The sequence below is a fragment of the Crossiella sp. SN42 genome, assembly GCF_023897065.1.
Taxonomy (GTDB): domain Bacteria; phylum Actinomycetota; class Actinomycetes; order Mycobacteriales; family Pseudonocardiaceae; genus Crossiella.
Window position 1 is genome coordinate 1 of the sequence record NZ_JAMHIV010000058.1, and the last position, 26116, is coordinate 26116.

Annotated in this window: 30 protein-coding genes and 1 tRNA gene; 12 read left to right on the forward strand and 19 right to left on the reverse strand. The window is 70.0% G+C overall.

Annotated features, from left to right (window positions below; translation table 11 throughout):
- Positions 1–26 precede the first annotated feature (26 nt).
- Positions 27–311, reverse strand: coding sequence for a hypothetical protein (locus M8C13_RS42205; protein ID WP_252486466.1), 285 nt, complete (start codon positions 309–311; stop codon positions 27–29).
- 99 nt (positions 312–410) lie between these two features.
- Here M8C13_RS42205 and M8C13_RS42210 point away from each other — a divergent pair, with 99 nt between their 5' ends.
- Positions 411–1418 (forward strand): hypothetical protein, encoded by a 1008-nt coding sequence (locus tag M8C13_RS42210; RefSeq protein ID WP_252486467.1) that lies wholly within the window; start codon positions 411–413, stop codon positions 1416–1418.
- Here M8C13_RS42210 and M8C13_RS42215 read toward each other — a convergent pair.
- Positions 1415–2704, reverse strand: a complete 1290-nt coding sequence (locus tag M8C13_RS42215) for a hypothetical protein (RefSeq protein ID WP_252486468.1) — start codon at positions 2702–2704, stop codon at positions 1415–1417. The two genes, M8C13_RS42210 and M8C13_RS42215, sit on opposite strands and share 4 nt — an antisense overlap.
- A gap of 82 nt (positions 2705–2786) precedes the next feature.
- A complete protein-coding gene (locus tag M8C13_RS42220) occupies positions 2787–3335 on the reverse strand; it encodes a bacterial proteasome activator family protein (RefSeq protein ID WP_252486469.1) in 549 nt (182 codons plus the stop codon).
- 123 nt (positions 3336–3458) lie between these two features.
- Here M8C13_RS42220 and M8C13_RS42225 point away from each other — a divergent pair, with 123 nt between their 5' ends.
- Positions 3459–4658, forward strand: coding sequence for a cysteine desulfurase-like protein (locus M8C13_RS42225; protein ID WP_252486470.1), 1200 nt, complete (start codon positions 3459–3461; stop codon positions 4656–4658).
- A gap of 21 nt (positions 4659–4679) precedes the next feature.
- Positions 4680–5342 (forward strand): class I SAM-dependent methyltransferase, encoded by a 663-nt coding sequence (locus M8C13_RS42230; RefSeq protein ID WP_252486471.1) that lies wholly within the window; start codon positions 4680–4682, stop codon positions 5340–5342.
- A 157-nt stretch (positions 5343–5499) separates the two neighbouring features.
- Here the strand turns inward: M8C13_RS42230 and M8C13_RS42235 are convergent, their stop codons facing one another.
- Entirely contained in the window at positions 5500–6489 is a 990-nt protein-coding gene (locus tag M8C13_RS42235) for an NAD(P)H-quinone oxidoreductase (RefSeq protein ID WP_252486472.1), read from the reverse strand.
- A gap of 61 nt (positions 6490–6550) precedes the next feature.
- Between M8C13_RS42235 and M8C13_RS42240 the strand changes: the two genes are divergently transcribed.
- Positions 6551–7183, forward strand: a complete 633-nt coding sequence (locus M8C13_RS42240; protein WP_252486473.1) for a GNAT family N-acetyltransferase — start codon at positions 6551–6553, stop codon at positions 7181–7183.
- Between the two features lies 1 nt (position 7184).
- Positions 7185–7817, forward strand: a complete 633-nt coding sequence (locus tag M8C13_RS42245) for a GNAT family N-acetyltransferase (protein ID WP_252486474.1) — start codon at positions 7185–7187, stop codon at positions 7815–7817.
- On the opposite strand, the gene M8C13_RS42250 is transcribed toward M8C13_RS42245, so the two are convergent.
- A complete protein-coding gene (locus tag M8C13_RS42250) occupies positions 7814–8746 on the reverse strand; it encodes a neutral zinc metallopeptidase (RefSeq protein WP_252486475.1) in 933 nt (310 codons plus the stop codon). The genes M8C13_RS42245 and M8C13_RS42250 overlap by 4 nt on opposite strands.
- Positions 8747–8861: 115 nt before the next feature.
- Here M8C13_RS42250 and M8C13_RS42255 point away from each other — a divergent pair, with 115 nt between their 5' ends.
- Complete coding sequence (locus M8C13_RS42255; protein ID WP_252486511.1) at positions 8862–10037, forward strand: endonuclease/exonuclease/phosphatase family protein; 1176 nt, start codon at positions 8862–8864, stop codon at positions 10035–10037.
- A gap of 24 nt (positions 10038–10061) precedes the next feature.
- On the opposite strand, the gene M8C13_RS42260 is transcribed toward M8C13_RS42255, so the two are convergent.
- The gene (locus M8C13_RS42260; RefSeq protein WP_252486476.1) at positions 10062–11021 is read right to left on the reverse strand and encodes an EamA family transporter; all 960 of its coding nucleotides are present in this window, start codon (positions 11019–11021) and stop codon (positions 10062–10064) included.
- A gap of 88 nt (positions 11022–11109) precedes the next feature.
- Between M8C13_RS42260 and M8C13_RS42265 the strand changes: the two genes are divergently transcribed.
- A complete protein-coding gene (locus M8C13_RS42265; protein ID WP_252486477.1) occupies positions 11110–11613 on the forward strand; it encodes a MarR family winged helix-turn-helix transcriptional regulator in 504 nt (167 codons plus the stop codon).
- Here M8C13_RS42265 and M8C13_RS42270 read toward each other — a convergent pair whose 3' ends face one another.
- On the reverse strand, positions 11614–13332 hold the full coding sequence (locus M8C13_RS42270; protein WP_252486478.1) for a bifunctional UDP-sugar hydrolase/5'-nucleotidase: 1719 nt from the start codon (positions 13330–13332) through the stop codon (positions 11614–11616). It abuts the gene before it with no gap.
- 188 nt (positions 13333–13520) lie between these two features.
- Here M8C13_RS42270 and M8C13_RS42275 point away from each other — a divergent pair, with 188 nt between their 5' ends.
- Both M8C13_RS42275 and M8C13_RS42280 read left to right on the forward strand, forming a co-directional pair.
- A complete protein-coding gene (locus M8C13_RS42275) occupies positions 13521–13946 on the forward strand; it encodes a MarR family winged helix-turn-helix transcriptional regulator (protein WP_252486512.1) in 426 nt (141 codons plus the stop codon).
- Positions 13947–13982: 36 nt separating this feature from the next.
- Positions 13983–14067, forward strand: a tRNA-Ser gene (locus M8C13_RS42280).
- A gap of 88 nt (positions 14068–14155) precedes the next feature.
- On the opposite strand, the gene M8C13_RS42285 is transcribed toward M8C13_RS42280, so the two are convergent.
- The 7 genes from M8C13_RS42285 to M8C13_RS42315 form a co-directional block, all read right to left on the reverse strand.
- Entirely contained in the window at positions 14156–15541 is a 1386-nt protein-coding gene (locus tag M8C13_RS42285) for a tyrosine-type recombinase/integrase (RefSeq protein ID WP_252486479.1), read from the reverse strand.
- Between the two features lie 547 nt (positions 15542–16088).
- Positions 16089–16298: a helix-turn-helix domain-containing protein gene (locus tag M8C13_RS42290; protein WP_252486480.1), complete on the reverse strand. Its 210-nt coding sequence runs from the start codon at positions 16296–16298 to the stop codon at positions 16089–16091.
- Entirely contained in the window at positions 16295–16723 is a 429-nt protein-coding gene (locus M8C13_RS42295) for a hypothetical protein (RefSeq protein ID WP_252486481.1), read from the reverse strand. The genes M8C13_RS42290 and M8C13_RS42295 overlap by 4 nt, the downstream gene beginning before the upstream one ends.
- A gap of 157 nt (positions 16724–16880) precedes the next feature.
- Entirely contained in the window at positions 16881–18368 is a 1488-nt protein-coding gene (locus M8C13_RS42300; protein WP_252486482.1) for a DUF3987 domain-containing protein, read from the reverse strand.
- Between the two features lie 258 nt (positions 18369–18626).
- The gene (locus M8C13_RS42305; protein WP_252486483.1) at positions 18627–19079 is read right to left on the reverse strand and encodes a hypothetical protein; all 453 of its coding nucleotides are present in this window, start codon (positions 19077–19079) and stop codon (positions 18627–18629) included.
- Complete coding sequence (locus tag M8C13_RS42310) at positions 19076–19480, reverse strand: hypothetical protein (RefSeq protein WP_252486484.1); 405 nt, start codon at positions 19478–19480, stop codon at positions 19076–19078. Before M8C13_RS42310 ends, M8C13_RS42305 begins: the two co-directional genes overlap by 4 nt.
- Before the next feature lies 1 nt (position 19481).
- Positions 19482–19931, reverse strand: coding sequence for an AlpA family transcriptional regulator (locus M8C13_RS42315; RefSeq protein ID WP_252486485.1), 450 nt, complete (start codon positions 19929–19931; stop codon positions 19482–19484).
- A 182-nt stretch (positions 19932–20113) separates the two neighbouring features.
- On the opposite strand from M8C13_RS42315, the gene M8C13_RS42320 reads away from it, so the two are divergent.
- Both M8C13_RS42320 and M8C13_RS42325 read left to right on the forward strand, forming a co-directional pair.
- Positions 20114–20500: a GntR family transcriptional regulator gene (locus M8C13_RS42320; RefSeq protein WP_252486486.1), complete on the forward strand. Its 387-nt coding sequence runs from the start codon at positions 20114–20116 to the stop codon at positions 20498–20500.
- A 15-nt stretch (positions 20501–20515) separates the two neighbouring features.
- The gene (locus tag M8C13_RS42325) at positions 20516–21859 is read left to right on the forward strand and encodes a helix-turn-helix domain-containing protein (protein ID WP_374213360.1); all 1344 of its coding nucleotides are present in this window, start codon (positions 20516–20518) and stop codon (positions 21857–21859) included.
- A 102-nt stretch (positions 21860–21961) separates the two neighbouring features.
- On the opposite strand, the gene M8C13_RS42330 is transcribed toward M8C13_RS42325, so the two are convergent.
- From M8C13_RS42330 to M8C13_RS42340, 3 genes are all read right to left on the reverse strand, one after another.
- Positions 21962–22243, reverse strand: a complete 282-nt coding sequence (locus tag M8C13_RS42330) for a type II toxin-antitoxin system RelE/ParE family toxin (protein WP_252486488.1) — start codon at positions 22241–22243, stop codon at positions 21962–21964.
- Positions 22240–22581, reverse strand: a complete 342-nt coding sequence (locus M8C13_RS42335; protein WP_252486489.1) for a hypothetical protein — start codon at positions 22579–22581, stop codon at positions 22240–22242. Before M8C13_RS42335 ends, M8C13_RS42330 begins: the two co-directional genes overlap by 4 nt.
- A gap of 1101 nt (positions 22582–23682) precedes the next feature.
- A complete protein-coding gene (locus tag M8C13_RS42340; protein WP_252486490.1) occupies positions 23683–24126 on the reverse strand; it encodes a MarR family winged helix-turn-helix transcriptional regulator in 444 nt (147 codons plus the stop codon).
- Between the two features lie 76 nt (positions 24127–24202).
- Between M8C13_RS42340 and M8C13_RS42345 the strand changes: the two genes are divergently transcribed.
- Positions 24203–25213, forward strand: coding sequence for an SMP-30/gluconolactonase/LRE family protein (locus M8C13_RS42345; RefSeq protein WP_252486491.1), 1011 nt, complete (start codon positions 24203–24205; stop codon positions 25211–25213).
- Here the strand turns inward: M8C13_RS42345 and M8C13_RS42350 are convergent.
- Both M8C13_RS42350 and M8C13_RS42355 read right to left on the reverse strand, forming a co-directional pair.
- A complete protein-coding gene (locus M8C13_RS42350) occupies positions 25210–25653 on the reverse strand; it encodes a hypothetical protein (RefSeq protein ID WP_252486492.1) in 444 nt (147 codons plus the stop codon). The two genes, M8C13_RS42345 and M8C13_RS42350, sit on opposite strands and share 4 nt — an antisense overlap.
- Positions 25654–25666: 13 nt before the next feature.
- Positions 25667–26113, reverse strand: a complete 447-nt coding sequence (locus M8C13_RS42355) for a hypothetical protein (protein ID WP_252486493.1) — start codon at positions 26111–26113, stop codon at positions 25667–25669.
- Between the last annotated feature and the right edge of the window lie 3 nt (positions 26114–26116).

Here is a 26116-nt window from a genome sequence, read left to right on the forward strand (position 1 = left end):
GCGAGGCAGCTGATCCTTTTCCCGACTTACAGGCCCTCGATGCTGAGATGACCGGTCACTTTGGGGACGAGCAGGCCGCCAGGCTTGAGATGACCGGTCATCTTGCGGGTCAGCAGGCCGTCGAGCATGAGATGACCGGTCGCTTTGCGGGCGAGCAGCTGACCGAACTCGAGAAGGCCGGTCACTTTGGGGATGGTCAGGCCACCGAGCTTGAGGCGACCGGTTGCTTTCCCAGTGAGCAGACGGCCGAGCTCAAGATGACCGGTCGGTTTGAGGACGAGCGGGCCGCTGGACTTGAGGCGACTGGTCACTTTGTGGGTGAGAAGGCACGCCCGTCTGAGATGACTGGTCACCTTCAGGCGGGTCAGACACGAGCGTCTGAGACGACCGGTCATATTCGCGACACGCAAATGCGCGCTTCCAAGACGGCTGGTCACGCTCGCGCTGAGCAGGTACGCGAACTTGAGACGACCGGTCACATTGGCGAGGAACAGGTCAGCGAGTCTGAGACGACCGGTCACATTCGCGATGGTCAGCTTCGCCGCCACCAGCAAGCCGGCCCACCCACCCAGCCGGACCTCACTGCCCTCGGCGCCCTGCTCGACCTCTCCCTAGCCGGCGACCCGGCCCGCAAGGTCGGTGGTGTCCGGCTCCGCCGAGTCCCCTCCGCGGGCGGCCGCTACCCGGTCAACGCCCACCTCGGCTCCGCCTACTACGACCCCATCGCCCACGAGCTCCACGGCCCCCCAGCCGCCACGATCACCCTTGCCCTGCAACCACAACGCACCACCTGGCGCTACGGCCCCCGCTCCCTCCCGGTCCTCCTGCTCGACCTCGGTCACGCCCTGGCCGCGATCCTCACCGCCGCGCGCACCCTCGCCATCCCCGCCACCGCCGCCTTCACCCCGCAACCCCCGCGGCACGGCGAGTACCCCCTCGCCACCGTCCACCTAGGACTGTCCACAAAGGAACCAGCTGGCAAATCCCCAGATCCGCTCCCGGATCCACCGGGCCTACCGCTGATCGAAGCCGCCCTGACCGAGCTGAGCACCCGCCCGCCGGCCCCGCTGCCCTGGGACCCACCGCGGGTCACCCCGGAAACCCTGCTCGCCCGGCACACCGCCGCCTGGCCTTCTCGCGGCCCGATCTCCTTGCCGGATCACGGTCTTACCGAAGTCCGCCCGACCCCGGACCTGGCCGCCAGCTCCTGTGGGCAACCCGAGCTCGCCCAGGCCGAGCGGCTGCTCCTGGCCACCGGTGAGCCCGAGCCGCTGAACTTCGTCCGGGCCGGCATGGCCGTGCACCGGGCCTGGTTGCTGGCCACCGCCGCTGGGTTGTCCGTGCGGCCGGTCGGCTGCTGGATCCGTGCGCGCTACAACGGCCAGCGCGTGTTGCACGCGCTGGCCGTCGGTCCTTAGCGCCCCACCAGGTCCGCGTGCCGGACCCCGGGCTCCCACACCGCGATCGAGCCGCCGCCGCTGAGCGCGGTCGGCAGCTTCAGCGCGCCGCACAGCCGCTTGGTCGCGGTGTCCACCACGTCCACCCGGCCCTGGCCGCCCGCGGTCACGAACGCGGTGCCGCCGTTGTCGGTCAGCGCGACCCGCCGGCCCTGCGCGGCGAACGGGTCCGTTCCGCCCTGCGGGCCGCCGGGCAGCGTGCCCAGGTCAAGACGACCAGTCACCTTCGCGGTGCGCACGTCCACCAGCACCAGCTCGTCGGTGCGCCCGCCCTGCACCAGGTAACCGGCCAGGGTGTCCGACAGGCCGAAGCGGTACAGGTAGCCCGTGCCCAGCGGCACCCGGTGGGCGGCGCCGGTGGCCGCGTTCACCAGGTAGGCGTCCTCGGTCCACTGGGTCCAGTCGGTGGCCCGGTCGTCGCGGACGTAGCTGGCCACGGTGCCGCCGTCATCACCGAGTCGCACGTAGAACGCGCGGCCGCCGGTGCGCCCGGAGATGTCCCAGGGGACCGTGCGGGCGGTGCCGAAGGATCCGTCGGCGCGCACCGGCAGCAGGTCGAAACCGCGTTCGGTGGCGACGGCGACCACCCGGTGCCGGGCGGAGAACGCCTCGCCGTGGCCGTGCTCGCCGATCGCCGCCGTCCTGGCCGGCGCCAGCGGCTCGGTGCCGGTGTGCGCCAGCAGGTCCCGGCGCGGGAACGCCTGCACCGCCGCGGGCTCGTCGTTGCGCAGCAGCACCGAGTCGGTCGCGGCGTCGATGAGCACCCCCGGCTCACCGGCGGCCACCGGCACCTCCTTGGTCTGCCAGGTCTTGAGGTCCACCACGATGAGGTGCGCGCCCTCCTCGTGCGGCGCGGCCGGCTCCTCGTGCTCGTGGTGCTCGGCGGTGGTGATCACCGCGTAGCTGCCGGTCGGGTCCACGGTCAGGTGCGCGACCTCGCCGTCCACCGGCGCGCTGCCGATCACCTTGGGCGTCCCGGAGAGCTGCAGTGCGACCAGCGAGTGGCTGCGGTCGTCGACGAAGATCGCCCGGCCGTCCGGCAGCGTCACCACACCCGCGTGGTCGTTGAGCACCCGGTCGGCGACCGATCCGGTCACCCGCCCGGTGACCGGATCAAGCACGTGCACGGTGGCCGCGTGCTGGTCGGCCACCAGCACGCGGGTTCCTGATGTGGTCGCATTCGCCGCCGGGGCCAACGCGAACAGGGATAACACCGTGGTCGCGACCGCGGTGAGGGATCGAAGCATGCTGTCCTACCTCCTGAAGTGACACTCAGGAGGAGACGATAACCATTTTCAATTAGCCTGCCAACGGGTCAGCGGTCACGATTCAGAGGTACTGCCCACCGCCGCCCAGGTGCCCGCCATCGGCCTCGCCGCCCTTGCCCGGCGGCAGCGCGCCCCTGCGCATCTGCTCCAGCTGCACCCGCGCGGCCATCTGCTGGGCGAACAGCGCGGTCTGGATGCCGTGGAACAGGCCCTCCAGCCAGCCGACCAGCTGGGCCTGGGCGATCCGCAGCTCCGCGTCGGAGGGGGTCACCTCGTCGTTGAACGGCAGCGACAGCCGCTCCAGCTCGTCCCGCAGTTCGGGCGCGAGGCCCTGTTCCAGCTCGGTGATCGAGGACTTGTGGATCTCGCGCAGGCGGTTGCGGCTGGCCTCGTCCAGCGGCGCGGCGCGCACCTCCTCCAGCAGCTGTTTGATCATGGTGCCGATCCGCATCACCTTGGCCGGCTGCTCGACCATGTCGCTGACATCGTTCCCGGAGTTCTCTCCGTCACCTTCCGTGACCGGGTTGCCGAACGGGAGGGCGGTGCCGATGGGGGTGCCGTCCGGTCCGATGACCACGACCTGCTGCTCGCTGTCGCTGGGCTGGTTCATGGGTCCATCCTCGCTCCCCTTGGTGGCCGAATGCGACTCGGATACCCCGAACCGCCGCCTACCCGCGGTCACCAGGCAACCCCGGGGTTCAGGCGATTTGGCGTCCTCCGTACGGTGTCTTTCATGGCGTACGACGTCGCTCGGGTACGGGGCTTGTTCCCCGCGCTGGGCGACGGGTGGGTCCACCTCGATTCACCAGCGGGTATGCAGGTACCCGAACAGGTGGCGACCGCGGTCTCGACCGCGTTGCGCGCTCCGGTGTCCGGGCCGGGCGGAATATTTCCGGCCTCACAGCGGGCAGAGGCGATCGTGGACGCGGCCCGTCGCTCCGTAGCCGACCTGGTCGGCTGTGACCCGGCCGGCGTGGTCCTCGGACCCAGTTCCGCCGCCCTGCTGCAACGCCTCGCCGACGCCCTCGGCGAGGCCTGGATGCTGGGTGACGAAGTGGTCGTCTCCCGGCTCGACCACCCCGGCAACGTCTCACCCTGGGTACGCGCCGCGCAGCGCGCCGGGGGCAGCGTGCGCTGGGGCGAGATCGACATCGAGACCTGCGAGCTGCCCGCCTGGCAGTACGACGGGCTGATCACCGGCAGCACCAAGGCGGTGGCCATCACCGCGGCCTCCGGCGCGGTCGGCACCCGACCGGACGTCCGGCACGTCTCCGACGTCGCCCGCAAGCACGGCGCCCTGGTCGTGGTGGACGCCTCCTCGGCCGCCCCGTTCGTGCCGCTGGACGTGCTGTCCATGGGCGCGGACGTGGTCGCGGTCTCCGCCTCGGCCTGGGGCGGCCCGCCGGTCGGCGCGCTCGCCTTCCGGGACGCCAGCCTGCTCGACCGGCTGCCCTCGGCCGCACTCGAACACGGCGCCCGCGGCCCGGAGCGGCTGGAGCTCGGCCCGCACGCCTACCCGCTGCTGGCCGGACTGGTCGCCTCGGTGGACTACCTGGCCGGACTGGACGACGCGGCCATCGGCCCGCGCCGGGAGCGGCTGCTCACCTCGCTCGGCTCGGTCAAGGCCTACCAGGCCGGCCTGCTGGCCAACCTGATCAACGAGCTGCGCGCGATGCGGCACGTGATGGTCATCGGCGACGCCATGCGCAGGGTCCCCTCGCTGGCCTTCACCATCACCGGCGCGAAGGCCTGGGAAGCGGTGGAACATCTGGCCGAACGCGGGGTGTGCGCCTTCCACGACTCCGGGCACAATGGCGTCTTCGCCGCACTCGGGGTCGGCGAGGTCGGTGGCGCGATCCGGGTCGGTCTGGCCCACTACACCAACGCGGCCGAGGTCGACCAGCTCGTGCGCGCGGTGGCCGAACTGCGCTGAGTCAGCAGCAGTGGAGGGTGGTTGAACGACTCGCTCGCCAGGGCGATGGCCGATCTGGCCGCCTGGCACAAGCTCGCGCCGCTGCTCACCGAGTACCTGCCCTTCGGCGATGCCTCCCTGCGCCCGTCCGGGCTGACCACCGTGCTGGACGAGGCCATGGTCGGCAACCGCACCGTGCTGCTGGAATGCGGCAGCGGCTCCTCCTCGGTGGTGGTGGCCAGGATGCTGGCCCGCCGCGGCTTCGGCCACCTGCTCTCCCTTGAGCACGACGAGCGCTGGGCCGCCTTCGTCAACACCCAGCTGCGCCGCGAGGGCCTGCACCAGATCGCCAGGGCGGTGCACTGCCCGCTCAGCGGCCACCCGGCCGCGGTCGGCACGCTGGACTGGTACTCCCCGCAGCTGGTGCACGACGAGGTGATGGCCTACGTGGACCGCTTCGGCCTGGTCGACCTGCTGCTGGTGGACGGCCCGCCCGCGTTCGAGCCGGGCAAGGACCTGGCCCGCTACCCGGCGCTGCCGGTGCTGCGCTGGGCGCTCGCGCCGGGCGCGACCATCCTGCTCGACGACGTGGACCGGCCGGGCGAGCTGACCGTGCTCACCCGCTGGCAGGAGCAGTTCGGCCTGCGCTTCCGGGCCGACCCGACCGGCACCCGGCTGGCCGTCGGCATGCTCGACCCCGGCTAGTCCGCGAAGTCCAGCCCGCCGGACTCGCACACCGCGCCCGGGACCGCGGAAGCTGCCGGTGACCAGCCAGATCTTGTTCATGCCACCAGCGAACACCCGCGGCGCCCGACTGTCTGCCAACTAGTTGGTTACCTCGCCCGGAAGGGCCGGCTTCCGTTCACTTGCGCACCAGCAGGATCTTGCCGACCACGCCGCCCGCTTCCAGCAGCCGGTGCGCCTCGGCCGCCTCCTGCATCGGCACCCTGGCGTGCTCGACCACGCTGACCTTGCCCTCCTCGACCAGCGGCCACAGTCGTTCGCGCACGTCCGCGACCACCTCAGCCTTGCTGCCCGGACCCTCCACCGGCCGGCCGCGCAGCCCGGTCGCGGCCACGCTGGCCCGCTTGGCCAGCAGCTTGCTCAGGTCCAGCTCGGCCTTGCGGCCGCCCTGCATGCCGATCACCACGAGCCGGCCGCCCGCCGCCAGCACATCGATGTTGCGCGCCAGGTAGGAGGCGCCCATGTTGTCCAGCACCACGTCCGCGCCCTTGCCGCCGGTGGCCTCCTTGACCACCTCGACGAAGTCCTGCTCGCGGTAGTTCACCGTGATGTCCGCGCCGAGGCGGGTGCACTCGGCAAGGCCCTCCGGCGTGCCGGCGGTCACCGCGACCGTCGCGCCGAGCGCCTTGCCGATCTGGATCGCGCAGGTCCCGATGCCACCGGCGCCGCCGTGCGCGAGGAAGGTGTCGCCCGCGGTCAGCCCGGCCAGCATCACCACGTTCGACCAGACCGTGCAGGTCACCTCGGGCAGCCCGGCCGCGGTCACCAGGTCGACGCCCTTGGGCACCGGCAGCACCTGCACCGCGGGCACGGTTACGCGTTCGGCGTAACCGCCACCGGCCAGCAGCGCGCACACCTCGTCGCCGACCTGCCACTGCGTCACGCCCTTGCCGACCTTGGCGATCCGGCCGGAGCACTCCAGCCCCGGCACGGTGGTCACCCCGGGCGGCGGCGGGTAGAAACCCTGGCGCTGCAACAGGTCGGCGCGGTTCACCGCGGCCGCGACAATGTCGATCACGACCTCGCCCTTGCCCGGCTCCGGATCGGGCCTCGGCGTCCAGCGCAGCACCTCTGGACCACCGGGCTCGCGGATACTGATCGCGTACATGCCCTGAAGCTAGACCCAATTCGGTGGCGTGGCAGCCCGCCATCCCGGACGATCGGCTGGCATGGACCCCTGGCCATTGCGCCACCTGGTGTTGCGCACCCCGCGCCTGGAGCTGCGCCCGGATGACGACGCGGGCCTGCTGGAGATGGCCGAGGTGGCGCTGTCCGGGGTGCACTCGCCGGAGCAGATGCCCTTCTCCATGCCGTGGACCGAGATGTCGCCTGCCGAGCTCGGCCGGGGGTCGGTGCAGAGCCGGTGGCGCAAGCGGGCCGAGCACAGCCCGGAGAGCTGGGACGTCGGCTTCCTGGTCCGGCATCAGGGCCGGGTGATCGGCACCCAGGGGCTGATGGCGGAGAACTTCGGGGTGCTGCGCGAGGTGAGCTGCGGTTCCTGGTTCGGCATGGCCCACCAGGGGCAGGGCTTCGGCACCGAGGCGTGGGCCGCGGTGCTGCTGCTGGCCTTCGACCACCTCGGCGCGGAGCTGGGGCACGCGCTGGCCTTCGCGGACAACACCGCCTCCCGCGCGGTCAGCCGCAAGCTGGGCTACCAGGACACCGGGACCAGGCGCGTCGTCCGCCGTGGCGAGCCTGCCGTCCAGGTGGAGCAGCGGGTGACCCCGGGCGGCTTCAAACGCCCGGACTGGACCCTCGAAGTCGACGGCCTGGACGCCTGCCGAGAGATGTTGGGAGCCTGACATGGACCCCTGGCCACTGCGCCACCTGGTGTTGCGCACCCCGCGCCTGGAGCTGCGCCCCGACGACGACGCCGGCCTGCTGGAGCTGGCCGGACTTGCCGGGCAGGGCATCCACCCACCAGCGGAGATGCCGTTCATCGTGCCGTTCACCGACCGGGCTCCCGGCGAGCTGGAACGCGGTGTGGCCCAGTACAACTGGCGGCAGCGCGCCGAGCTCAGCCCGGCGAAGTGGACCATCGGCTTCCTGGTCCGGCACCAGGGCCGGGTGATCGGCAACCAGTCCCTCTCCGCCGAAGAGTTCGCGATCACCCGCGAGGTGCGCACCGGCTCCTGGCTCGGCATGGCGCACCAGGGCAAGGGCTTCGGCACTGAGATGCGCGCGGCGGTGCTGGCCTTCGCCTTCGACCACCTGGGCGCGGTGCAGGCCCGCTCGGAGGCCTTCGCGGACAACCACGCCTCGCTCGGGGTCAGCCGCAGGCTCGGCTACCGGGACAACGGCAGCAAGCTGGTGGCCCGGCGCGGCCAGGTGGCCACCGAGATGGGGCTGCGGCTGCCCGCCGCCGAGTTCGTCCGGCCGGACTGGACCCTGGACGTCGAGGGCCTGGACGCCTGCCGGGAGCTGCTCGGCGTCTAACCCAGGTCCACGTTCCGGTCGAAGGTGTTGCAGGAGGCCGGGTTGCCGGTCTTCAGGCCGGTGCTGAACCACTTCTGCCGCTGCTTGGAGCTGCCGTGGCTGAACTGGCTCGGGTCCGGCTTGCGCCCGTTGAGCTGGGACTGGATGAAGTCGTCGCCGATCCGCGCTGCCGCGTCCAGCGCCCGCTTGATGTCGTCGTCGGTGATCTCGGCGATCAGCGGTTTGCCGGAGGGCGTGGGCACCGTGGTGGCGTGCTTGGCCCAGGCCCCGGCGTAGCAGTCGGCCTGGAGCTCCAGCCGCACCGAGCCCGACTCCGGACCGGTGGCGTTGCCGCGCACCTGGTCGGAGGTGCCGAGCAGGTTCTGCACGTGGTGGCCGTACTCGTGCGCGAGCACGTAGGCCTCCACGAAGGTGCCGCCCGCCGCGCCGAAGCGGTCCTGCAGCTCCTTGAAGAAGCTCAGGTCGATGTAGACCTCGTTGTCGGCGGGGCAGTAGAACGGGCCGACCGCGGAGTCGGCGTTGCCGCAGCCGGTGCGCACCGCGCCGTTGAAGAAGTTCGTGGTCGCCTTGCGGTAGGTGCGGCCGGAGCGGGCGAACACGTCGGTCCAGTAGCCCTGGATGGAGTTGATCGAGGCGATCGCCGCGCAGTCCTGGCTGCGGTTGGCGTCCGCGCCCGTCCTGCACTTCTCCGCGAGCTTGCCGCTGTTGACCATCTCGCCGCGCGGCACCGAGTCCCGGTCCGCGGCCCCGCCCGGCACGCTGGGCAGCGCACCCCCGCCGAACTGCGACAACAGGAACCAGATCAGCAACCCGACCACGCCGAGCCCGCCACCGCCGATGGCCACCCGGCTGCCCACGCCACCGCCGCCGGACCCGCCGAGGTCCTCGACCTGGGAAACATCAAGCTCGGCGTCCTCGTTGAAACGCACCACAACTCCCGCTCGTCGCCGAAGATAGGCCAGCTGCTGTTCATCCTGCGCTCAACCACCGGTCGCGCGCGACTGGAAGGGTGCCCGAGGAGAAAGGGAGGTGTCCGTGATCCGGATGCGTCGACTGCTGGGGCTGGCGACTTCGCTGGTCGTGGCGACGGGGGTGCTCGCGCCAACCGCGCAGGCCACCGAGGACCGTGCCCAGACCCATGGCGCGGTCCGCTTCGCCACGTTCAACGCCTCGCTCAACCGCAACGCCGACGGCGAGCTGCTCGCGCACCTGTCCACCCCGGACAACGCGCAGGCCCGCAAGGTCGCCGAGGTCATCCAGCGGACCCGGCCGGACGTGCTGCTGCTCAACGAGTTCGACTACGTCAGCGGCAACCGCGCGGTCGACCTCTTCCGCCGGAACTACCTGGCCCTCGGCCAGCAGGGCGCGCGGGCGATCGACTACCCGTACGCCTACACCGCGCCGGTCAACACCGGTGTGCCCTCCGGGTTCGACCTGAACAACGACGGCAAGGTCGGCGGCGGGGACGACGCGTTCGGCTTCGGCCTCTTCCCCGGCCAGTACGGCATGGCGGTGCTGTCCAAGTTCCCGATCGACACCGCCGCGGTGCGCACCTTCCAGAACTTCCGCTGGCAGGACATGCCCGGCGCGGTGCTGCCCGAGGGCTGGTACTCCGCGGCGGAGCTGGCCGCCTTCCGGCTGTCCTCCAAGTCGCACTGGGACCTGCCGATCCGGATCGGCCGCAAGACCACGCACTTCCTGGTCTCGCACCCGACCCCGCCCACCTTCGACGGCCCCGAGGACCGCAACGGCCGCCGCAACCACGACGAGATCCGGCTGTGGGCCGACTACGTCACCCCTGGCAAGGGCGGCTACCTCTACGACGACGCGGGCCGGCGCGGCGGACTGAAGCCGGGGGAGCGGTTCGTGCTCGCGGGCGACCAGAACGCCGACCCGGTGGACGGCGACAGCTACGCCAACGCGATCAACCAGATCCTCAAGGCGCCCAAGGTGATCGACCCGAAGCCGGGCAGCCTGGGCGCGATCGAGGCGGCCCGCGACCAGGGCGGCGCGAACGTGGGCCAGCGCGGGAAGTCCTGGCTGGACACCGGGGACTTCAACGACAAGGCCCCCGGCAACCTGCGCATCGACTACGTGCTGCCCTCCCGGCCGCTGTTCCCGCTGGCCGCCGGCGTCTTCTGGCCGACCGCGCGCTCGCCGCTGGCCCGCCTGAACGACACCTCCGACCACCACTTGGTCTGGGTAGACCTCTTGACCTGACCGGAGCTGCTCGGCGCGGGCCCCTCACCTGGCCTCGACCGCACCACGACGCGACCGGCGGCGTTGCCGGAACACCCACGTACCACCAGTACGCGGGCGCCCCGGCGCCTTGCCGGACGCGCCGTGGCACGGCCGATGCCAGGCAAGGGGCCCGCGCCGAGCAGCTACCACCGACCCCAGGACCAGCGCCCCGCCGAGCAGCTGCCAGCCGGTGAGGCGCTGGTCCAGCACGGCCCAGCCGAGCAGGGTCGCGGTGAGCGGGGTCAGCAGGCTGATCAGCGCCACCGCGCCTGCCGGGATCCGGCGCAGCCCGGCGAAGTAGAGCGTGTGCGCCAGCGCGGTGGCCACCAGCGACAGCCAGAGCAGCCCGCCGAGCGCCCCGCCGTCCAGCGCGGGCGGCGCGCCTTCCACCAGCACCGCCACCGGCAGCAGGACCAGCGCGCCGCCGAGCAGCTGCCAGGCGGTCAGCGTCAGCCCGGACACCCCCGGCGGCAGGCCCCAGCGGCGGCTGAGCACGATCCCGGCGGACACGCTCACCGCGCCGGCCAGCCCGGCCAGCACGCCCACGGTGTCCAGCGCCGCCTCGCCGTTGAGCACCAGCAGCGCCACCCCGCCGATCCCGATCACCGCGGCCAGCAGCTGGGCCGCCCGCACCGGTTCGGCCAGCACCAGCGCGGCCAGGCCGATGACCAGCACGGTCTGCACCGAGTTCAGCGTCCCGGCCACCCCGCCGGGCAGTCGCTGCGCCGCGATGAACAGCAGTGTGAAGAACACCCCGATGTGCAGCGCGCCCAGCACCAGCGCCCGCCACCACCAGTCCCCGCGCGGGCGGCCGGGGCGCAGCGCGAGCAGCACCAGCCCCGCGGGCAGCGCGCGGAACAGCGCGTTCCACAGCGGGCTGACCGGCAGCAGCTCCGAGGTCACCAGGAAGGTCGTGCCCCACAGCACCGGGGCGATCGCGGTCCGGGCCAGCAGTGCGGACAAGTGCGCCCCAGGTATCTCGACGTCAAGTATCTCGACATCGAGATTTGTACGGCAGCAGGTGTCTCGACGTCAAGATAGAGTTCCGCGGATGCGGGACGCGGTGGATGTGATCATCGAGCAGTGGGCGCGGGAGAAGCCGGGCTTCGACGTCAGCCCGGTGGGCATCGTCGGCCGGACCGCACGGCTGCACGCCTTGCTGGACAAGGGGATCGGCCGCAACTTCGCCCGCTTCGGACTGGCGCACTGGGAGTACGACGTGCTCGCCTCGCTGCGCAGGGCGGGCGCGCCCTACCGGCTCACCGTGGGGCAGCTGCTGACCTCGATGATGATCAGCTCAGGCGCGATGACCAACCGGATCGACCGGATGGCCGCGCGCGGACTGCTGGTGCGCGAGGCCGATCCGGCCGACCGGCGGGGCGTGCTGGTGCGGCTCACCGAGGCCGGGGTGGCGCTGGCCGAAGAGGTGCTGGTGCCGCACATCGAGACCGAGCGGGAGCTGCTCTCCGGGCTCTCGGCCACCGAACAGCAGCAGCTGGCCGCCCTGCTGCGCAAGGCCCTGCTGTCGCTGGAGGGCCCTGCGCCGCAGCCGTGATCAGGGCTTGGCGGTGATCCGGTCGGTGGCCGGGGGCGCCAGGTTCGGGTGCGCGGCCAGGTAGTCGGTGAAGGCGTCCAGGTCGATCGCGCCGCCGACCAGCTCGGTGCCCTTGGTCAGCTCGGTGAAGCCGTCGCCACCGCCGCCGAGGAAGTTGTTCACCGTGACCCGGTACTTGGCCGCCGGGTCCACCGGCTGCCCGGCCACCGTGATGCCGCTGACCCGGTTGCCCAGCGGGGCCGAGGCCGACCAGGCGTACTTCAGCGTGCTGGAGGGCTGGAGCACCCTGGTCACGATGCCGGCCGGGCCCTGCTGCCACTGCTGCTCCAGCACCGCTTTGAGCTGGGCGCCGGTCAGCGAGATGGTCTGCAGGATGTTGCCGAAGGGCTGCACCGCGTACGCCTCGCCGTAGGTGACCACGCCGTTGCCCTCACCGGCAGGCGAGGAGGCGAAGGTCAGGTCGGTGCGCACGCCACCGGGGTTCATCAGCGCCAACTGCGCGCCGGCCACCGTGGACGCCGCCAGCTGCGAGTCCGCGATCAGGTTGCCCAGCTGGGACTCGCCGGAAGCGGCCGCGGTCCGGCCGACATCGGCGGTGACCGAGCCGACCGGCCGGTTCGCGATCGGCGCGGCCTTGGTCTTGGCCTCCTCCACCAGCGCCTTGGTCTTGGCGTCCTCGGCCACGTCTCGGGTCACCACGGTGTTGAACGCCTTCACCGAGGACCGCACGACGTCCCTGGTGCGCCAGTCGATCCGGGCGTCCACCGCGGACAGGATCCGGCCGAAGGAGGCGCCCTGCAGCACCGGTCGCGAGCTGCCCGCCGGGTCGTTGATCGAGCAGACGTACTGCTGGTGGCTGTGCCCGGTGAAGATCATGTCCACCTTGGCCGAGGCCTTCTGCGCGATCTCCCGCGCGGGGCCCGGCGTGGTGCGGCAGTCGTTGGGGCCGCCGCCCTCGGTGTTGTCGCCCTGGTGCAGCAGCACCGCGATCGCCTTGACCCCGAAGCGGTCCAGCGTGTCCGCGGTCCGGTTGATCGCCTCGACCTCGTCGCCGAACTTCAGGCCCTTGATCGCCTCGGCGGAGACCACGCTGGGCAGGTCCTCCAGCGGCACCCCGATCACCCCGACCGGCATGCCACCGGCCCAGGTGATGGTGAACGGCAGCGCGGCGGGCCGGTTGTCCTTCTCGAAGGTCATGTTCGCGGCCAGGATCGGGAACCGGGCGCCGCGGAAGCGGTCGCGGAACTGGCAGCCGTCCTTGGGGTGGCAGCCGCCGCGCTGCATGCGCAGCAGCTCGGCGTAGCCCTCGTCCAGCTCGTGGTTGCCCACCGCGCTGGCGGCCACCCCGATGTTGTTCAGGAACTCGATGGTCGGCTCGTCGTGGAAGAGCGCCGAGGTGGTGGGCGAGGCGCCCACGTTGTCGCCCGCGGAGAGCACGATCGAGTTGCGGGCCTGCGCGCGCAGGTTCTTCAGGTGGGTGGCGAAGTAGGCCGCGCCACCGGCTTCCACCTGCTTGCCGTCGGAGAGGGTGATCCGCCCTGACGACCCGGCAGGCGGTTCCAGGTTGCCGTGGAAGTCGTTGAAGGCGATCAACCGGACGTCCGTGCCGCCCCAACCGGCAGGCGCGGCCGCCGCGGTGCCGGCGGTGAGCCCGGCCACGGCCAGTACGGCCACCGCGAGGCTGCCCGCCCGGCGGAGCAGCCGTGTGGGATTGGTCATGTGTCGCTGTCCCTCCTCCGGGCCTGCCGCGGAGTGCGGAGCCCGGCCGAGCAGTCTGCCTCGTGTCAATGGCGGTACACCAGTGGTGTGGTCGCGTCGTGATGAACAGCGGCGGAGGAAGAAACCAATAGCCTGGACCGGTGACACCCGAGCCGCGACCCGAACCCAGGTGGCTGACCGAACCGGAGATGCGGGCCTGGCGCACCTACATCGTGGGCAGCCAGCTGCTGGCCTACCAGCTCAACCGGGAACTGCAGGACGAGCACAACCTCACCCTGGCCGACTACGAGATCCTGGTCCGCCTCTCCGAGCAGCCGGAGCAGCGGATGCGGATGAGCCAGCTGGCAGGCGAGGTGGCCAGCTCCAAGAGCCGCCTGTCCCACCAGATCACCAGGATGGAACGCGCGGGCCTGGTGACCAGGGTGGACTGCCCCAGCGACGGCCGGGGCGTGTTCGCCCAGCTCACCGAGACCGGCACCACCCGCCTGAAGACCGCGGCCCCGACCCACCTGGACGGCGTGCGCAGCCACCTGGTCGACCTGCTCACCCCGGCCGAGCACGCCGCGCTGACCACGATCTTCGCCAAGGTCCAGGACCACCTGGCCGGTCGCTAGCACGCGAGCAGCGGCGACCGACTAATCTTTCCTCTCGGAAGCGTGGCAGAGCGGCCGAATGCACCCGCCTTGAAAGCGGGAGACCTTAACGGGTCCGGGGGTTCAAATCCCTCCGCTTCCGCAGTGCTGACCAGCGAAAACGGGGCGGTTCCGGACATCACCGGAGCCGCCCCGTTGCTGTCGGCAGGTGCAGGGTCTCAGTCTGGGTCTCAGTTGTCCTTCCACAACAGGTCCCCGACGAGATCCGCCACCCCGGCCCGCAGGTCGTCCGACACGTGCACGTAGCGGGTCAGCATCGAGATCGAGGACCAGCCCATGATGTCCATGATCACGCGGTGCGGGACCTTGAGCACCATCAGCATGGTCGCCGCGGTGTGCCGCGAGTCGTGCAGCCTGGCGTCCCGAACCCCAGCTTCGGCGAGCAGCGTCTTCCACTCATCGTGATCGGTCCTGGGGTCGATGGGTCGGCCGTTCGGCTGGGTGAAGAGCCAGCCCCCGTCGATCCACTGGTCACCAGCTGCTTCCCGTTCACCGTCCTGCACCTTCCGGTGGTCGACAAGCGCGCGGACAAGCGGTCCTGGGATGGGCACGGTCCGTTTCCCGGCCCGGGACTTCACTTCTACCCAGTGCAGCCCGCCTCCGTGTCGCTGCGGGCAGCGAGCGGCGTGCTCTTCACAGTCGGGGGGACAGACACTTGGGCACTTCTTGTGCTTTGTGCAGTTCTTCGGGCACGGCTTCCGCTTGTGGTGTTCTCGGCCGCACTCATGTGGGTTGTCGCATCCGTGTTGCCACTTGCGCCGCTGAAGTTGACGCGGTGTCCGAAGCGAACCCGACCACTGTGCACGAGGGCAGTCCTCTGGACTTCCTTCTCCGCATGGCTGGTCGCATCCGTGTTCGACGGAAATCGCGACCCGGGACCACTTCAGGCCCAGACATTCACCCTTGCGCATCCCCAGTGCGAGCGCGAGCGCGAAACGCACTCCGTTCCGCCGCTGTGCCAACGCCTTGAGTAGTAGCTGAGCCTCTGCCCCGGTGAATGGCTCGATCTCCTTGTCCTCTAGCTTCGGAGCTTTCGCCACCTTGGCCGGGTTCTTCACCAGACGGTCCCGTTTGAAGGCTTCATTCAGGGCGGTCTTGACAGTTCGGTGTACTTGGTGGACGTTGCCGGGTGCGTGCCCGTCTGCGTGCATCCTGGCATAGAGGCTTTCGAGGTGTTCTGCTCGCAACCTGTTCAGCTTGTGCGCCCCGATGCCTGGAATGAGGTGCTTGTAGACCGCATTCCGATAACCCTCAATTGTCTTGTATCGCACCGATGGGGCAGCGACCTTTTCGACCCAGTGGGTAAGCCACTGTTCGACCGTCCAGACCCGCCCCGGCTTCGTGACATTTCCGTTCTCGCGCTGCCGCTCAAGCTCACGTACTGCCGCGATTACGTCCTTTTCTTCTTTGCGCTTGACGTGTCGCCGGTCGGGCTTGCCGTTGTCGAGCGTGCCCATGGTGACCCGGCCGTGCCACAGGCCGTCGTACTCGCTGAAGTAGATGCTGGACGCGCCATTGGGGGCGCGGGTGCCTTCCGGGCGCTTCTTGCTGGGCATGGTTGGTCTCCGCTACTGATCGTGCTCGTACGAGGGCGAGCGGGGTCGCGCGGCCGGAGGGGTGGAACCGGCCGCTGGGGGGTTTCAGCGGGTGCTGAGCCGCGGGGCGCTAGGCGCTAGACCTGCCGGGGAGGGAGGCCCGGCGCGGGCTGGAAAGCCTCCGTTCTGGGGCTTCTCGGCGGTTGTGGGGAGTGGGTCCCTGGCCTCCCTCGGCTGTTGTCGCTGCTGGTGAGCCGAGGGAGGCAGGTCAGGGACCGGGTGAGGGAGAACTCCCTCGGTTCACGGCGGGTCCCTGGGTGGGTCCCTCGCGTGAGATTCGGCCGGCGGTGCTAGCGCGGGTGCTAGGTCTAGCGGCCTTGGCCGCTAGGAGATGAGTCGGCCGAAGGCCGTCGTTTCGTCACTGGGGGTGAGCAGCCCCGCGCGGTCGCTGACGTCAGAACAGCGTTACGGGCCACGTCTCGCGCGCGCGTACACACGCGCGCGCGTTGGGCCGGGGTTCGGCTGCGTCTGACGTCAGACGTTAGGCGCGGCTGGCCCTGACGTCAGCTCACGCTGCGTGGCCCTGTCCGCGTGCCAGCCGGGCCGTGAAGTCGACAAGCGCCTGGAGAGGAACGCGGCGGCTTCGGCCGATCTGCACGGAGTCGACCTGGCCGGTCTTGAGGAGGGCGAACATCCGGGTGCGGCCGATGGACAGCTGCGCGGCGGCCTGTTCGACGGTGAGCAGAATCCGGGGCGTGGTGGCCGGTTGGGTGGTCATCGGGCCTCCTTGGCGGTGGTGGTGTGGCAGGTCGGGCAGAGTCCGTAGGTGAGCAGGATCGGTCCGGCGGCGGTGATGGTGCTGTGCAGCGTGGTGGCGGGCTTGCGGCAGCGGTCGCAGGTGCTGTCCTCGGCCGGGCTGGGGGCGAGCTGGGGGAAGCAGGCGGGGCAGACCAGGTGGCCGGGTGCCCAGGCCGCGGCCATGGCGATTTGGGGTGCGGCGCCCAGGTGCCGGCATGCCTTGACGGTGCCGGTGACGATGCCGTGCACCAGGTCGGTGAACTGGTCGGCCAGCCACGGGGACGGGATGGAGCGGGTCAGGGTCATGGACCGGTGGCGGGCGGCGTCGTGCAGCACGCGCTTGGCGTCGGCGCTGGCGGCCTGCACCTGGTCCAGCAGTGCGGTGCGGTCGGTGATGGCGACCATGGCAGTGGGTTCCTTCCCTGCGGGCCGATGAACTTGACGAAATGACGTACTTTGGGCTTGACCTGCGTTTTTAGGTTCGACCTAAGTTCGTCATGACGGAATTAGGTCGGAGCGTTTGCCCTGGTCAGGGCTTAAGTTCGTCATTTCGTCAACTTCGTCAGGAGACGGCGGTGTAGACCTCGGTGCCCCTGCCGGGGCGACCATCGGGACGCGGGCGTTTGGACTGGACGATGCGTCCGGCGGTCACGAGCTGATCCAGCAGCGCGGACGGGTCGATCCCGTCACGGCGGGCATTGGGGAACAGCTGGGTCGTGATCTCGGTCCGGGTCCGGCCGGTGGGTCCGGCTTCGGTGATAAAGGCGGCCAACCGGCGCAGCGTGTCGTCGGGTGCGATGACGGCGCGGGCGGAGGCGATGGAGTAGCGGACCAGCGCGGCTGCGGCCTCCAGGTGGGTCGGGCCGATCTGGTCGGTGCCTTCCAGCGCGGCGTAGATCGCGGCGATGCGCAGGCAGTGCGGTGCGGCCCGGGAGACGAACTCCTCTACTGGGGAGTCGTCGCCGTGGTGGCTGCCGAATTCGACGTAGAGCCCTTGCCAGGCAAGGGCTCCGGCGTCGGTGAACCCAACCGGGCCGAACTCGGCGGCCTGCTGCAACCGGCGGGCCAGCCCGGCCCCCAGCTCGACCAGCAGCGCCGGATCGGCGGCGGCGGGGTTGGGCAGGTACTTGGACTGGGCGACCGCGATCGGCAGGAACCGGTTGTAGGTGCCCCCGGCCATGTCGGCGGCGGTGACCTTGGCCCGGAACTCCTTCGGGGTGATGTGGGCCAGGATGCCGACGTGGGACTGCCGGGCCACCCGGGCATCGACGTTGAGGGTGGAGAGGTTCCCGCCCTCCCACGCCGCCCGCAGAACGGCGGACAGGGTGTTGCCCTCCCGGCGCATGCGGGCCATGACCGAAGCCCACTCTGGTTCGTAGGCCACCAGGCGGCAGTCCCCCTCGGGCAGCAGCCGGGCCTTGCGCCCCGGCTTGCCGCTGCCGTCCTCGGAGTCGACGGCGAAGACCGCCGACAGGCCCTCACCGCTGGACAGTCCGGAGTGGACGTTCATGGCCACGAACTCGTTGTCGGCGTGGGTAAGCAGGGCCTTGGCGGCGTTGTAGGCGGTGCCCTTCTTGCCGACCCCGGTCGCCCCGATGAGCATCGGCCAGATCAGCAGCCGGTGCCGTTCGTAGCCGATCTGGAGGTGCGGACCCGGACCCAGGTGGACCCCCACTACCCCCAGCAGCGAGGCCATAACCCCCACGGGGTCGGCTTCGGTGTTGGGGTCGAGCTGGGCGGCCAGGGTGCCGAGGTAGCAGTCGAAGACCGCGGGCTCTACCGGCGGCAGCCACGCCCGGACCCGGGCGAGCTGTTCACCGGCCTGAGCGGTGAAGGTCTCCAGTGCGGTCCTCTCGGCCGGACTGCCGCTGCCTGCCGCGCTGGCCAGCCCTGCCGCGAACCCGGGTTCATGAACGCTGCCGTGAACGGGTTCGCTGCCGTTGCCGCCGGGCGCGGCGGCAGCCGGGGACACCTCGGCTGGACCCGGTGGGGGGACCGCTTGTAGGTGGCGTAGGCCCGGTGCCGGGCCGGTGGTGTTGAGGGTGTTCATGAACGCTCCCCATCAGGTGTGCGGGGTCTGGTACGGGGTGCCGGGGTCCGGCAGGCCCAGCCGGGCGGAATGCGGCTGGGACTGCCGGTCCGGCAGGGTTCGGCAGTGCCGTTGGGCAGGGCGGTCCCTGCCGGAAGAGGGGGTTACTGCGGCCTTACTCCCCTGAAGTGCAGGCACAACGTCCCCGGCGAAGATCCGGTGGCCGTTAGTCCAGTAAGGGGAGGTAGGGCTGCCGGGCGGCTGCCGTTTCGGCAGCCGTCAGCGCATCCCGCGCCGTGCGCGGCACTGCCGGGCTGGGCGCAGTGCGAAGGCGGCGTACTCCGGTGCCGGACGGAACTCGATCTCCACTGCCAGGCCGCAGCAGGCGGTGAAGAACGGCTGCGGCAGCGGCACGCTCACCGGTGCCGGTTCCCGTCCGGCGGTCAGGGCCTGGCTGTGTTCGTGGATCTCGCGGGCGATCTGCCGGATGCGGTCGGTGCCGTGCCGGGCGAGGGCGCCCAGCACCAGCGCGGCAGCGTCCTGGGTGCTGGTGCGGCCGGAGATGGTCACGTCCCCGGCCAGCAGCAGCGCGGCAGCGACTTCGAGGTAGCCGCGGAGCTCGGCCAGCGTTCGGCCGGCGGGGGCGTCGGTGAAGGTGAAGCGCGCCCCGTGCGGGTCGATGCTGCGCACCACGTCCACCCGGATCGCGGACGGGGCGAGCGTGGCGGTCATCGGACTGCCGCCTTGGCGCGGGTCCGGGGCTTCCGGGCCGGGGTGACCGGGGGCAGGGCGTACAGCTGCGCGACCCGGTCGCGGGAGTAGGCCAGGACCTCGGCCTGGTTGGCGTCCAGGCCGCCGTTCTCGATCTCGTACTGGGCGTTCTCGATCTCGGCAGTGGCGTTGACCAGGGTGTCCAGGACCAGCTCGTGGGCAGTGGCGTCCTCGGCCAGGTCGGCGTACTCGATCCCGCCGCACAGCAGCGTGTAGAGGGCGGCCACCAGGTCCTCATAGGAGAGGGTGAAAGTCACCGCGACCTGCACGGTGGAGGGGGTGGGGTTGAACTGGCGGAGGCGGTGCAGGCAGTGGGTGGCGTGCCCGCCGATGGTGCCGAAAACGTGGGAGTGGGTGTTCATCTCAGGCCACCTCTCCGGCCTCGGTGCCGTTCAGGAACGCGCTGCTGGCGGCCTTGGCCTGGGGGTGGGTGATGCACACGAACACCTGGGACCCGGTGGCGGAGCGTCCTACCGGCAGGTGGGAGACCCCGGTGGTGAGGAAGTCCGCCCCGCACCACAGGCAGGCGCGGCCGTCAGCGGCGGCGTTGTGGCGGATCTCCGCCGTGGTGTCGTCGGTGTCCAGGTCGGAGGCGGAAGCGTTGTGCCCCAAGGCGTTGAGTGCCTGCCGGGCAGCCTCGGCCGCCTCGATCTCGAACAGGGGAAGGGCGCTTTCGGGGATGCGCAGGGACTTGCCGATCAGCAAGGCGTCGATCTTCCCGGCCTTGATGGCGCGGTAGATGGTGGCCTTGGAGATGTCATACCGTTCGGCGACTGCGTTAACCCGCAGGTAGCGGGTAGTCTCGTCATGCATCTTTGTGGCTCCAACCGTTGAGGTGCGCGCCCCGGCCGGTGTTCCAGCACCGCCGGGGCTTCTTGTCGTCTGCCGCAGCAGCTGAGCTTGCTGCGACAGGAGGAACGCTAGACGTCATAGGCAGCATAGACAAGACATAGGTTGACTATGCCACCCAGTTGGCCTAGCTGTAGGCTTGTGACATGGGAAAACTTGACCCGAACGATTCCCGCGCTCCGTATATCCAGGTCGCGAGCGACCTGCGCGACGCCATAGCTCGTGGGCAGTTCGCCCCGGGAGCGCAGCTGCCAAGTCATCAGGCCGTGGCCGACGAGTACGGGGTATCAGTCGGAACGGTCAAGAGCGCGTTTGGCGTCCTTCGGCAGCACGCCGTGATCGTCAGCCGTCAAGGCGTTGGTGCCTTCGTCCGAACCGACCTGGACGTGAGCAGCGTGGGCGAACTTGATCTCACTGCGTCCGGCGAACAGCCCGTGACGATGCGAGATCTCCAAGATCTTCGCGACTCCGTTGCGCAGCTTGCGGAACAGCTTGCGACTGTGGAGAAACGGTTGAGTGCCAACGGTTTCTAGCTGCCTGCTTTGCTGATGTTGCCTGCGTTGCTCTGTTTGCATGTCACAACCATCGGCCTCGAAGCCGCGCCACGGAAGAGGATTGGTGTCTCCAACGCTGGTCGCGGCGAGTTGGAGACACCGGACGGGGGACGGTCCACAGTGGAAACCGCAGCTCAGACACGTTTTGCAAAGCTGATCACCGAGCTTCGTGGTCAGCGTGCCATGTCGCTGGCCGCGCTCGGTGCCGCCACGTACGTCTCACGTGGATGGATCAACAACGTAGAAGCCGGTAGGCGCTGGCCTGCACGTTCGTGGGCCGAGCAGGCTGACGTAGCCCTGAATTCTGACGGCGTAATCATCTGCGCGTGGGATGCAGGTCAAGAGGAACGTGAGCATTCCGAGGGCACCCGGAGCCTGCTGGTTGCTTCTGTGAAAGATTCACAGAAGCTGATCGTGTCCAATGTCCACGAGCGGGACCTTGACTCTCTCCAAGACGTCGTTGAGCAGCTTGCAGTTGCCTATCTCGCAAGCCCTGCGCGACCAATGCTCACGCAAGGCGTCGAACTCCATCAAGAATTGATGTCTCGCGCCAAGATAGGTGCAATTCGGCCTCGTGAACTGGCCGATCTCTACCTGGCGCTTGGCCGCGTGTCTGGAATCATGGCGTACGCAGCGCTTGACCTAGGTCGTCCGGACATCGCACGTCAGCATATTGACGCTGCTTGGCATATGGCTGAAATGGCTGAGGTCGACGAACTCAAGGCGTGGGTGCGCGGAACCCAATCTCTTGTTGCTCGGTTCGATCAAAACTGGGTTGATGCAACTTTCTATATCGAGGACGGTTTGCGTCACTCTGGTGCGGGAACGTCTACTCTCCGCCTGTTGAGTGGTGCTGCTCAGTGTGCTGCCAATCTTGGGGACACTGAACGGGCTATTGAGTACTTGGACCGGGCGGAACGCGAACGCGAGACAGCAGCACAGGACTCGCTCGAAGGACTCTTCGGTTTCTCGCGTGCCAAACAGTGGTACTACGGCGGCTCGTCCCTTATGTGGCTTCCGGAGCGCCATGCCCTCGAACGTGCCGAAAAGAACGCGGAATTGGCGATTGCCACGTGGGAACATGAGCCACCAGCGCAGAGGTCACTGGATGACGAAGCTCTCGCGCACGTCTATCTCGCAACCGCCCGCATTCGGCTGCATGACCTGGACGGTGCAATGGAGGCGGTCCGTCCGATTTTGCAGCTTCCGCCAGAAAGGCAAATCTCTTGGATCTCAAAACGAGTCGCTAATCTCGCTGACCTACTGGACTCGAAGACATACAGCAAATCGCCACAGGCTGCGGAGGCTCGCGAAGAGCTTCGAGCTTATGGTGCTTGACGCCCGAAGGAACACCTATCCTGTCCGGGGGTGTCCCCGTAGGTGGGGTCTGAGCTGGACAAACGGCGGGGACACGTTGTCCCTGGGGTGTCTCCGAGCGGTCTACTGCGGGCGGTAGGCGTCTCGGCGGTGGCGGACGTCCCGGACGGAGACTCGTCGGGCCTGGTCATCGATGGTGTAGAGCACGCGCCATTCCTGCATGACCCGGGCGGAGTAAACGCCCTCGTACGGGGCTTCCAGGGGCTTGCCGACCCGACGGGGGTTGGCAGCGAGGGCGCCGGTGAAGAACTCGGCGACGGCGAAGGCGACTTCGGCCGGCAGCTGTTCGGCCAGGGCGCGGCGGGTGGTGCGGTTGATGCCGATCTCGTACGGGGTCTCGGTCACCGCGGCTCGTAGTCGGTCCGCTGGGTGACCAGGGCGCGGATGGCGTCAGCACCGATCACGACGTCTTCGTCATCGTCCAGGGCCTGCCTGGCGGCCGGGTCGGACAGCACGGCGAGGGTCTCGCGGAGGCGGTCGAGCACGGCGATGGTGTCGCGGAGGCGGGCGAGCTCGCCGGAGGGAACGACGTCGGCGACGTGTTCGCCGTGGGCGATGACGGCGATGGTTTCGCCTAGTTCGGCGCGGCGTACGGCCTCTTCCCAGCGGGCTGCCTGCTGGGCGGCGGCTTGCTGGTAGGTGTGCAGGTCGTCTGCGGAGACGCTGACGGGCTGCTCGCTCACTGGGCCTCCTTCCTGGGCGTGCTGGCGGATGTCACGTCCCCAGGGTAGCTGGGGCCGGGGTGGCGCGGACAGGCTCTGGAGCTGCCGAAGCGGGGCCGGTTCGAGGTGGCCCTAGGCTGCTAGTTGCCTGGTCACCGGGGCGCTGAGCCTCTAGAGGAGGGCCTAGGCCTAGGGGTGGCAGGGTCTAGACCTAGAGGGTCGGCCGACGGCGGCAGGGACGCTCTGGCGGGCCGCTGAGAGCGCCGTAGAGCGCCGAACGGGAGCCGGTTGGGGTGAGGGGCGGGCGGGTTAGGTCGGGGGTTAAGCCGGTCGGGCCGGATTAGGTTTCTAACCCGGGGGTTAACTCGGCCTTAATGCCCTCTGAGCTGTGGAAAGTTAAGAAGTTAGCTGGGTTAGGTCAGCTGCTGAGCCTGCGTTGATCATGCGTTTCCGGGGTGGGGTGAGGGGGCCGGGTGAGCTAACTCAGCTGGGAAGGGCGGGACGTGACCAGCTTGGCCGGCCGGACACGCCCCGCCGGTTCCAGCCGGTGTGAGCACGGCTGGAACCGGGGGGTGGGCGGCACGTCCCCGGCGTGAGTGGGCGCGTGAGTCAGCGTCGGGGACGTGAATACTCACTGCCGGGCTGGTGAGCGGCGTTCACGCGGGGTGAGCTGGGCAAGCACTCCGGGAGTGAACGAGCGAGCGAGGCGGGCCAGCAGCCCCGTGAGGGCCAGGACGGGGGAGGTGGCCGGGACTGGCCTGTTCACTCACTGGCTGGCTGCGCGGGCAGGAACAGCAGCCCCACTAGCCCCGCGGGGGTAGTAGGGCCAGGGTCTCAGTCTGGGTCTCAGTTCGGGTCCGTCCAAACTGTCCCGGTCGTTGCAGTAGATGCGCTGACCAGCGGAAACGTCCAGGATGGACGCTGCTGAACAGCTGGCCCTAGAACTTGAAAGCGGGAGACCTTAACGGGTCCGGGGGTTCAAATCCCTCCGCTTCCGCGATGGGCGGACTGTGCCCGCGGAGAGCGCGGGCCGGTCGCGTCCGCCGATCTTGTGGGGGCCGAGCCCCCACGCCCCAGCCGGGGGGCTCTGCCCCCGGACCCCCGCGCGCTGTCTTTGCTCTCTCAGGTCGTGATGCTGGGGTCTGTCAGCACTGCGGAGCAGCGGGCCAGCAGGGCTCGTAGGGTGTCTCGTTCTTTTGCGGTGAACTCCTCGGACAGGCGGCGTTCCACCGCGCTGGCGCGTTTGTCCGCCTGCTCGAAGGTGTCCCGACCCGCCTCGGTCAGCCGGGTCTCCAGGACGTTGCGGTGCAGCTCGTGGGGGGCGCGCTCGATCAGGCCCGCGGACTCCAGGTTGCGCAGGATGGTGGTCATCGTCTGCGGGGTGACCCGGCAGCGGCGGGCCAGTTCGGCGGCGGAGATGCCCGGCTGCTCGGCGAGCACCAGCAGCGCCGCGTACTGCGCGACGGTCAGGCCGACCGGCCGCAGGACCGCCTGCTTGACGCCCATCAGCTCGTGCTCGACGCGCTTGACGTCTCCGCCGAGGCGCTCATCCAACGGCATGCCCATGAGCTGATCGTACGAGCATCAGATACCTGTTCGTCTGTTGACGAGTATCAGGGTACTGATTACATTCCGAACCCTGATGAACAACAGCGATCGGAGCAACATGAGCAAGCTGATTACTGGCCGGCGCGCGCTGCTCGCCTTGGCGATGGCCGCCGCGTCCGTCGTGGCCGTGACACCGGCGGCCGGAGCCGCGCCCGGCCGCTTACCCGAGGTGATCTCGGCCAGTGCCCCGCAGCTGCACCCCGAGGGCGTCGCCTGGGATCCGCTGCGCCGGTCCTTCCTGGTCAGCTCGATGCGCTACGGCACCGTGTCGGTGGTCCGCCCGGACGGCGCGGTCCGCACCCTGGCCGCCGACCCGCGGATGGTCTCCACCTTCGGCGTGCACACCGACCCCGCCCGCGGCCGGGTGCTGACCACCTACGGCGACTTCGGCGTTGGCGTGCGCTCCACACCGGAGACCGTCCGCAAGTCCTCCGGCCTCGGCATCTTCGACCTGCGCACCGGCCGCCTGCGGCACCTGGTCGACCTGGCCATCGGCGCGGGTGACCACGCCGCCAACGACCTGGCCATCGACAGCGCGGGCAACGCCTACGTCACCGACCCGTTCAGCGACGCGATCTACCGGGTGGACGTGCACGGCCGCGCCTCGGTGCTGATCCGCGACCCGCGCCTGCTCAGCAACGGCATCGGCATGAACGGCATCGTCTGGCACCCCAGCGGCCACCTGCTCGCGGTCAACTACGCCACCGGCGCGCTGTGGCGGATCCCGGTGGCCCACCCGGAGCGCCTGGCCCAGGTCAGCCTGTCCGAGCCGCTGGTCGGCGGCGACGGCCTGGACCTGCGCCCGGACGGCTCGCTCACCGTGGTCACCAACAAGCTCTCCGCCCCCGGCCGGGTCGCGGTCCGGGCGCTGCGCTCCGCCGACGGCTGGCACTCGGCCAGGGTCACCCACCGCGCCGAGCCCTGGGCCGACACCGAGCCGACCACCGTGGCCCGCACCCCGCACGGCAGCTACGTGCTCGACGGCCGCCTCTCCGCCCTGCTCGCGGGCCGGCCGGTGCACACCTTCACCCTGCGTCGCGTCTAGAACCGCCTGCGTGAGCGGGCGATCGTCCTGGCCCGGCGGCAGAGGTCGTCCACGATCTCGGCCGCCGCGGTCGGGGTGGTCCCGGTGCCGGGGTCGCAGCAGCTCGGCTTGGTCCGCTTGGTGCTGTCCGAGGGACGCACACCGACCAGTCGGTACAGCAGCTCGTAGACGTCCAGGCCCGGATCGGCGTCGTGCGGCCCGACCAGCAGCACGTAGGCGGAGTCGGCCTGGTTGAAGGCGACCACCACCCGGTCCGCGCCGCGCAGGTGCCGCACGCACAGCCGGGGCAGCGGCTCCGGCCCGGTGACCCGGTAGGACAGCGCGGCACAGCCCCTGTGACTCAGCTCGTCCAGGAAGTGCTCGTAGGCCCGCCGCGACGGCCCGCGCAACGCGGCGACCTGGGCGATCGCGACCGGTGTCTCGACAACGGTGATGGGCATGGACTGCGGCCACTCACCCCCGCCGGACGACGCGTCCCTCGCCGCGGTTCATCTGCTCCAGGCTCTCCGCCAGGTCCAGCCGGTCCAGCAACGCCTGGTCCCGCAACCGCCGGTGCACCTCATCCAGCAGCCCCCTGCTCCGCCCGGCCTGTCGCAGGTCCTCCACCAGCACTCGCACCTGGTGCAACCGCCGCACGTCGATCCGCAACGTCGGATCCACCTGCGCGATGGTCAGCACGCCCTCACTGGCCCAGGCCCGCACGGTCTTCTCGGTCAGCTCCAGCAGCTCCCCGGCCACCGCGGGCCGCACCGGCAGCGCCCCCGCCAGCCGCTTCTCCGCAAGGCTCAACAACCGCTGCCGCCGATCGTCGTTGCGCGGCAACGTCTCCGCGACCTCGGAGATCACCTCGACCTCGGCGAAGAGATCCCGCAGCTGCTGGGTCTCGGTCACGATCGACATGGC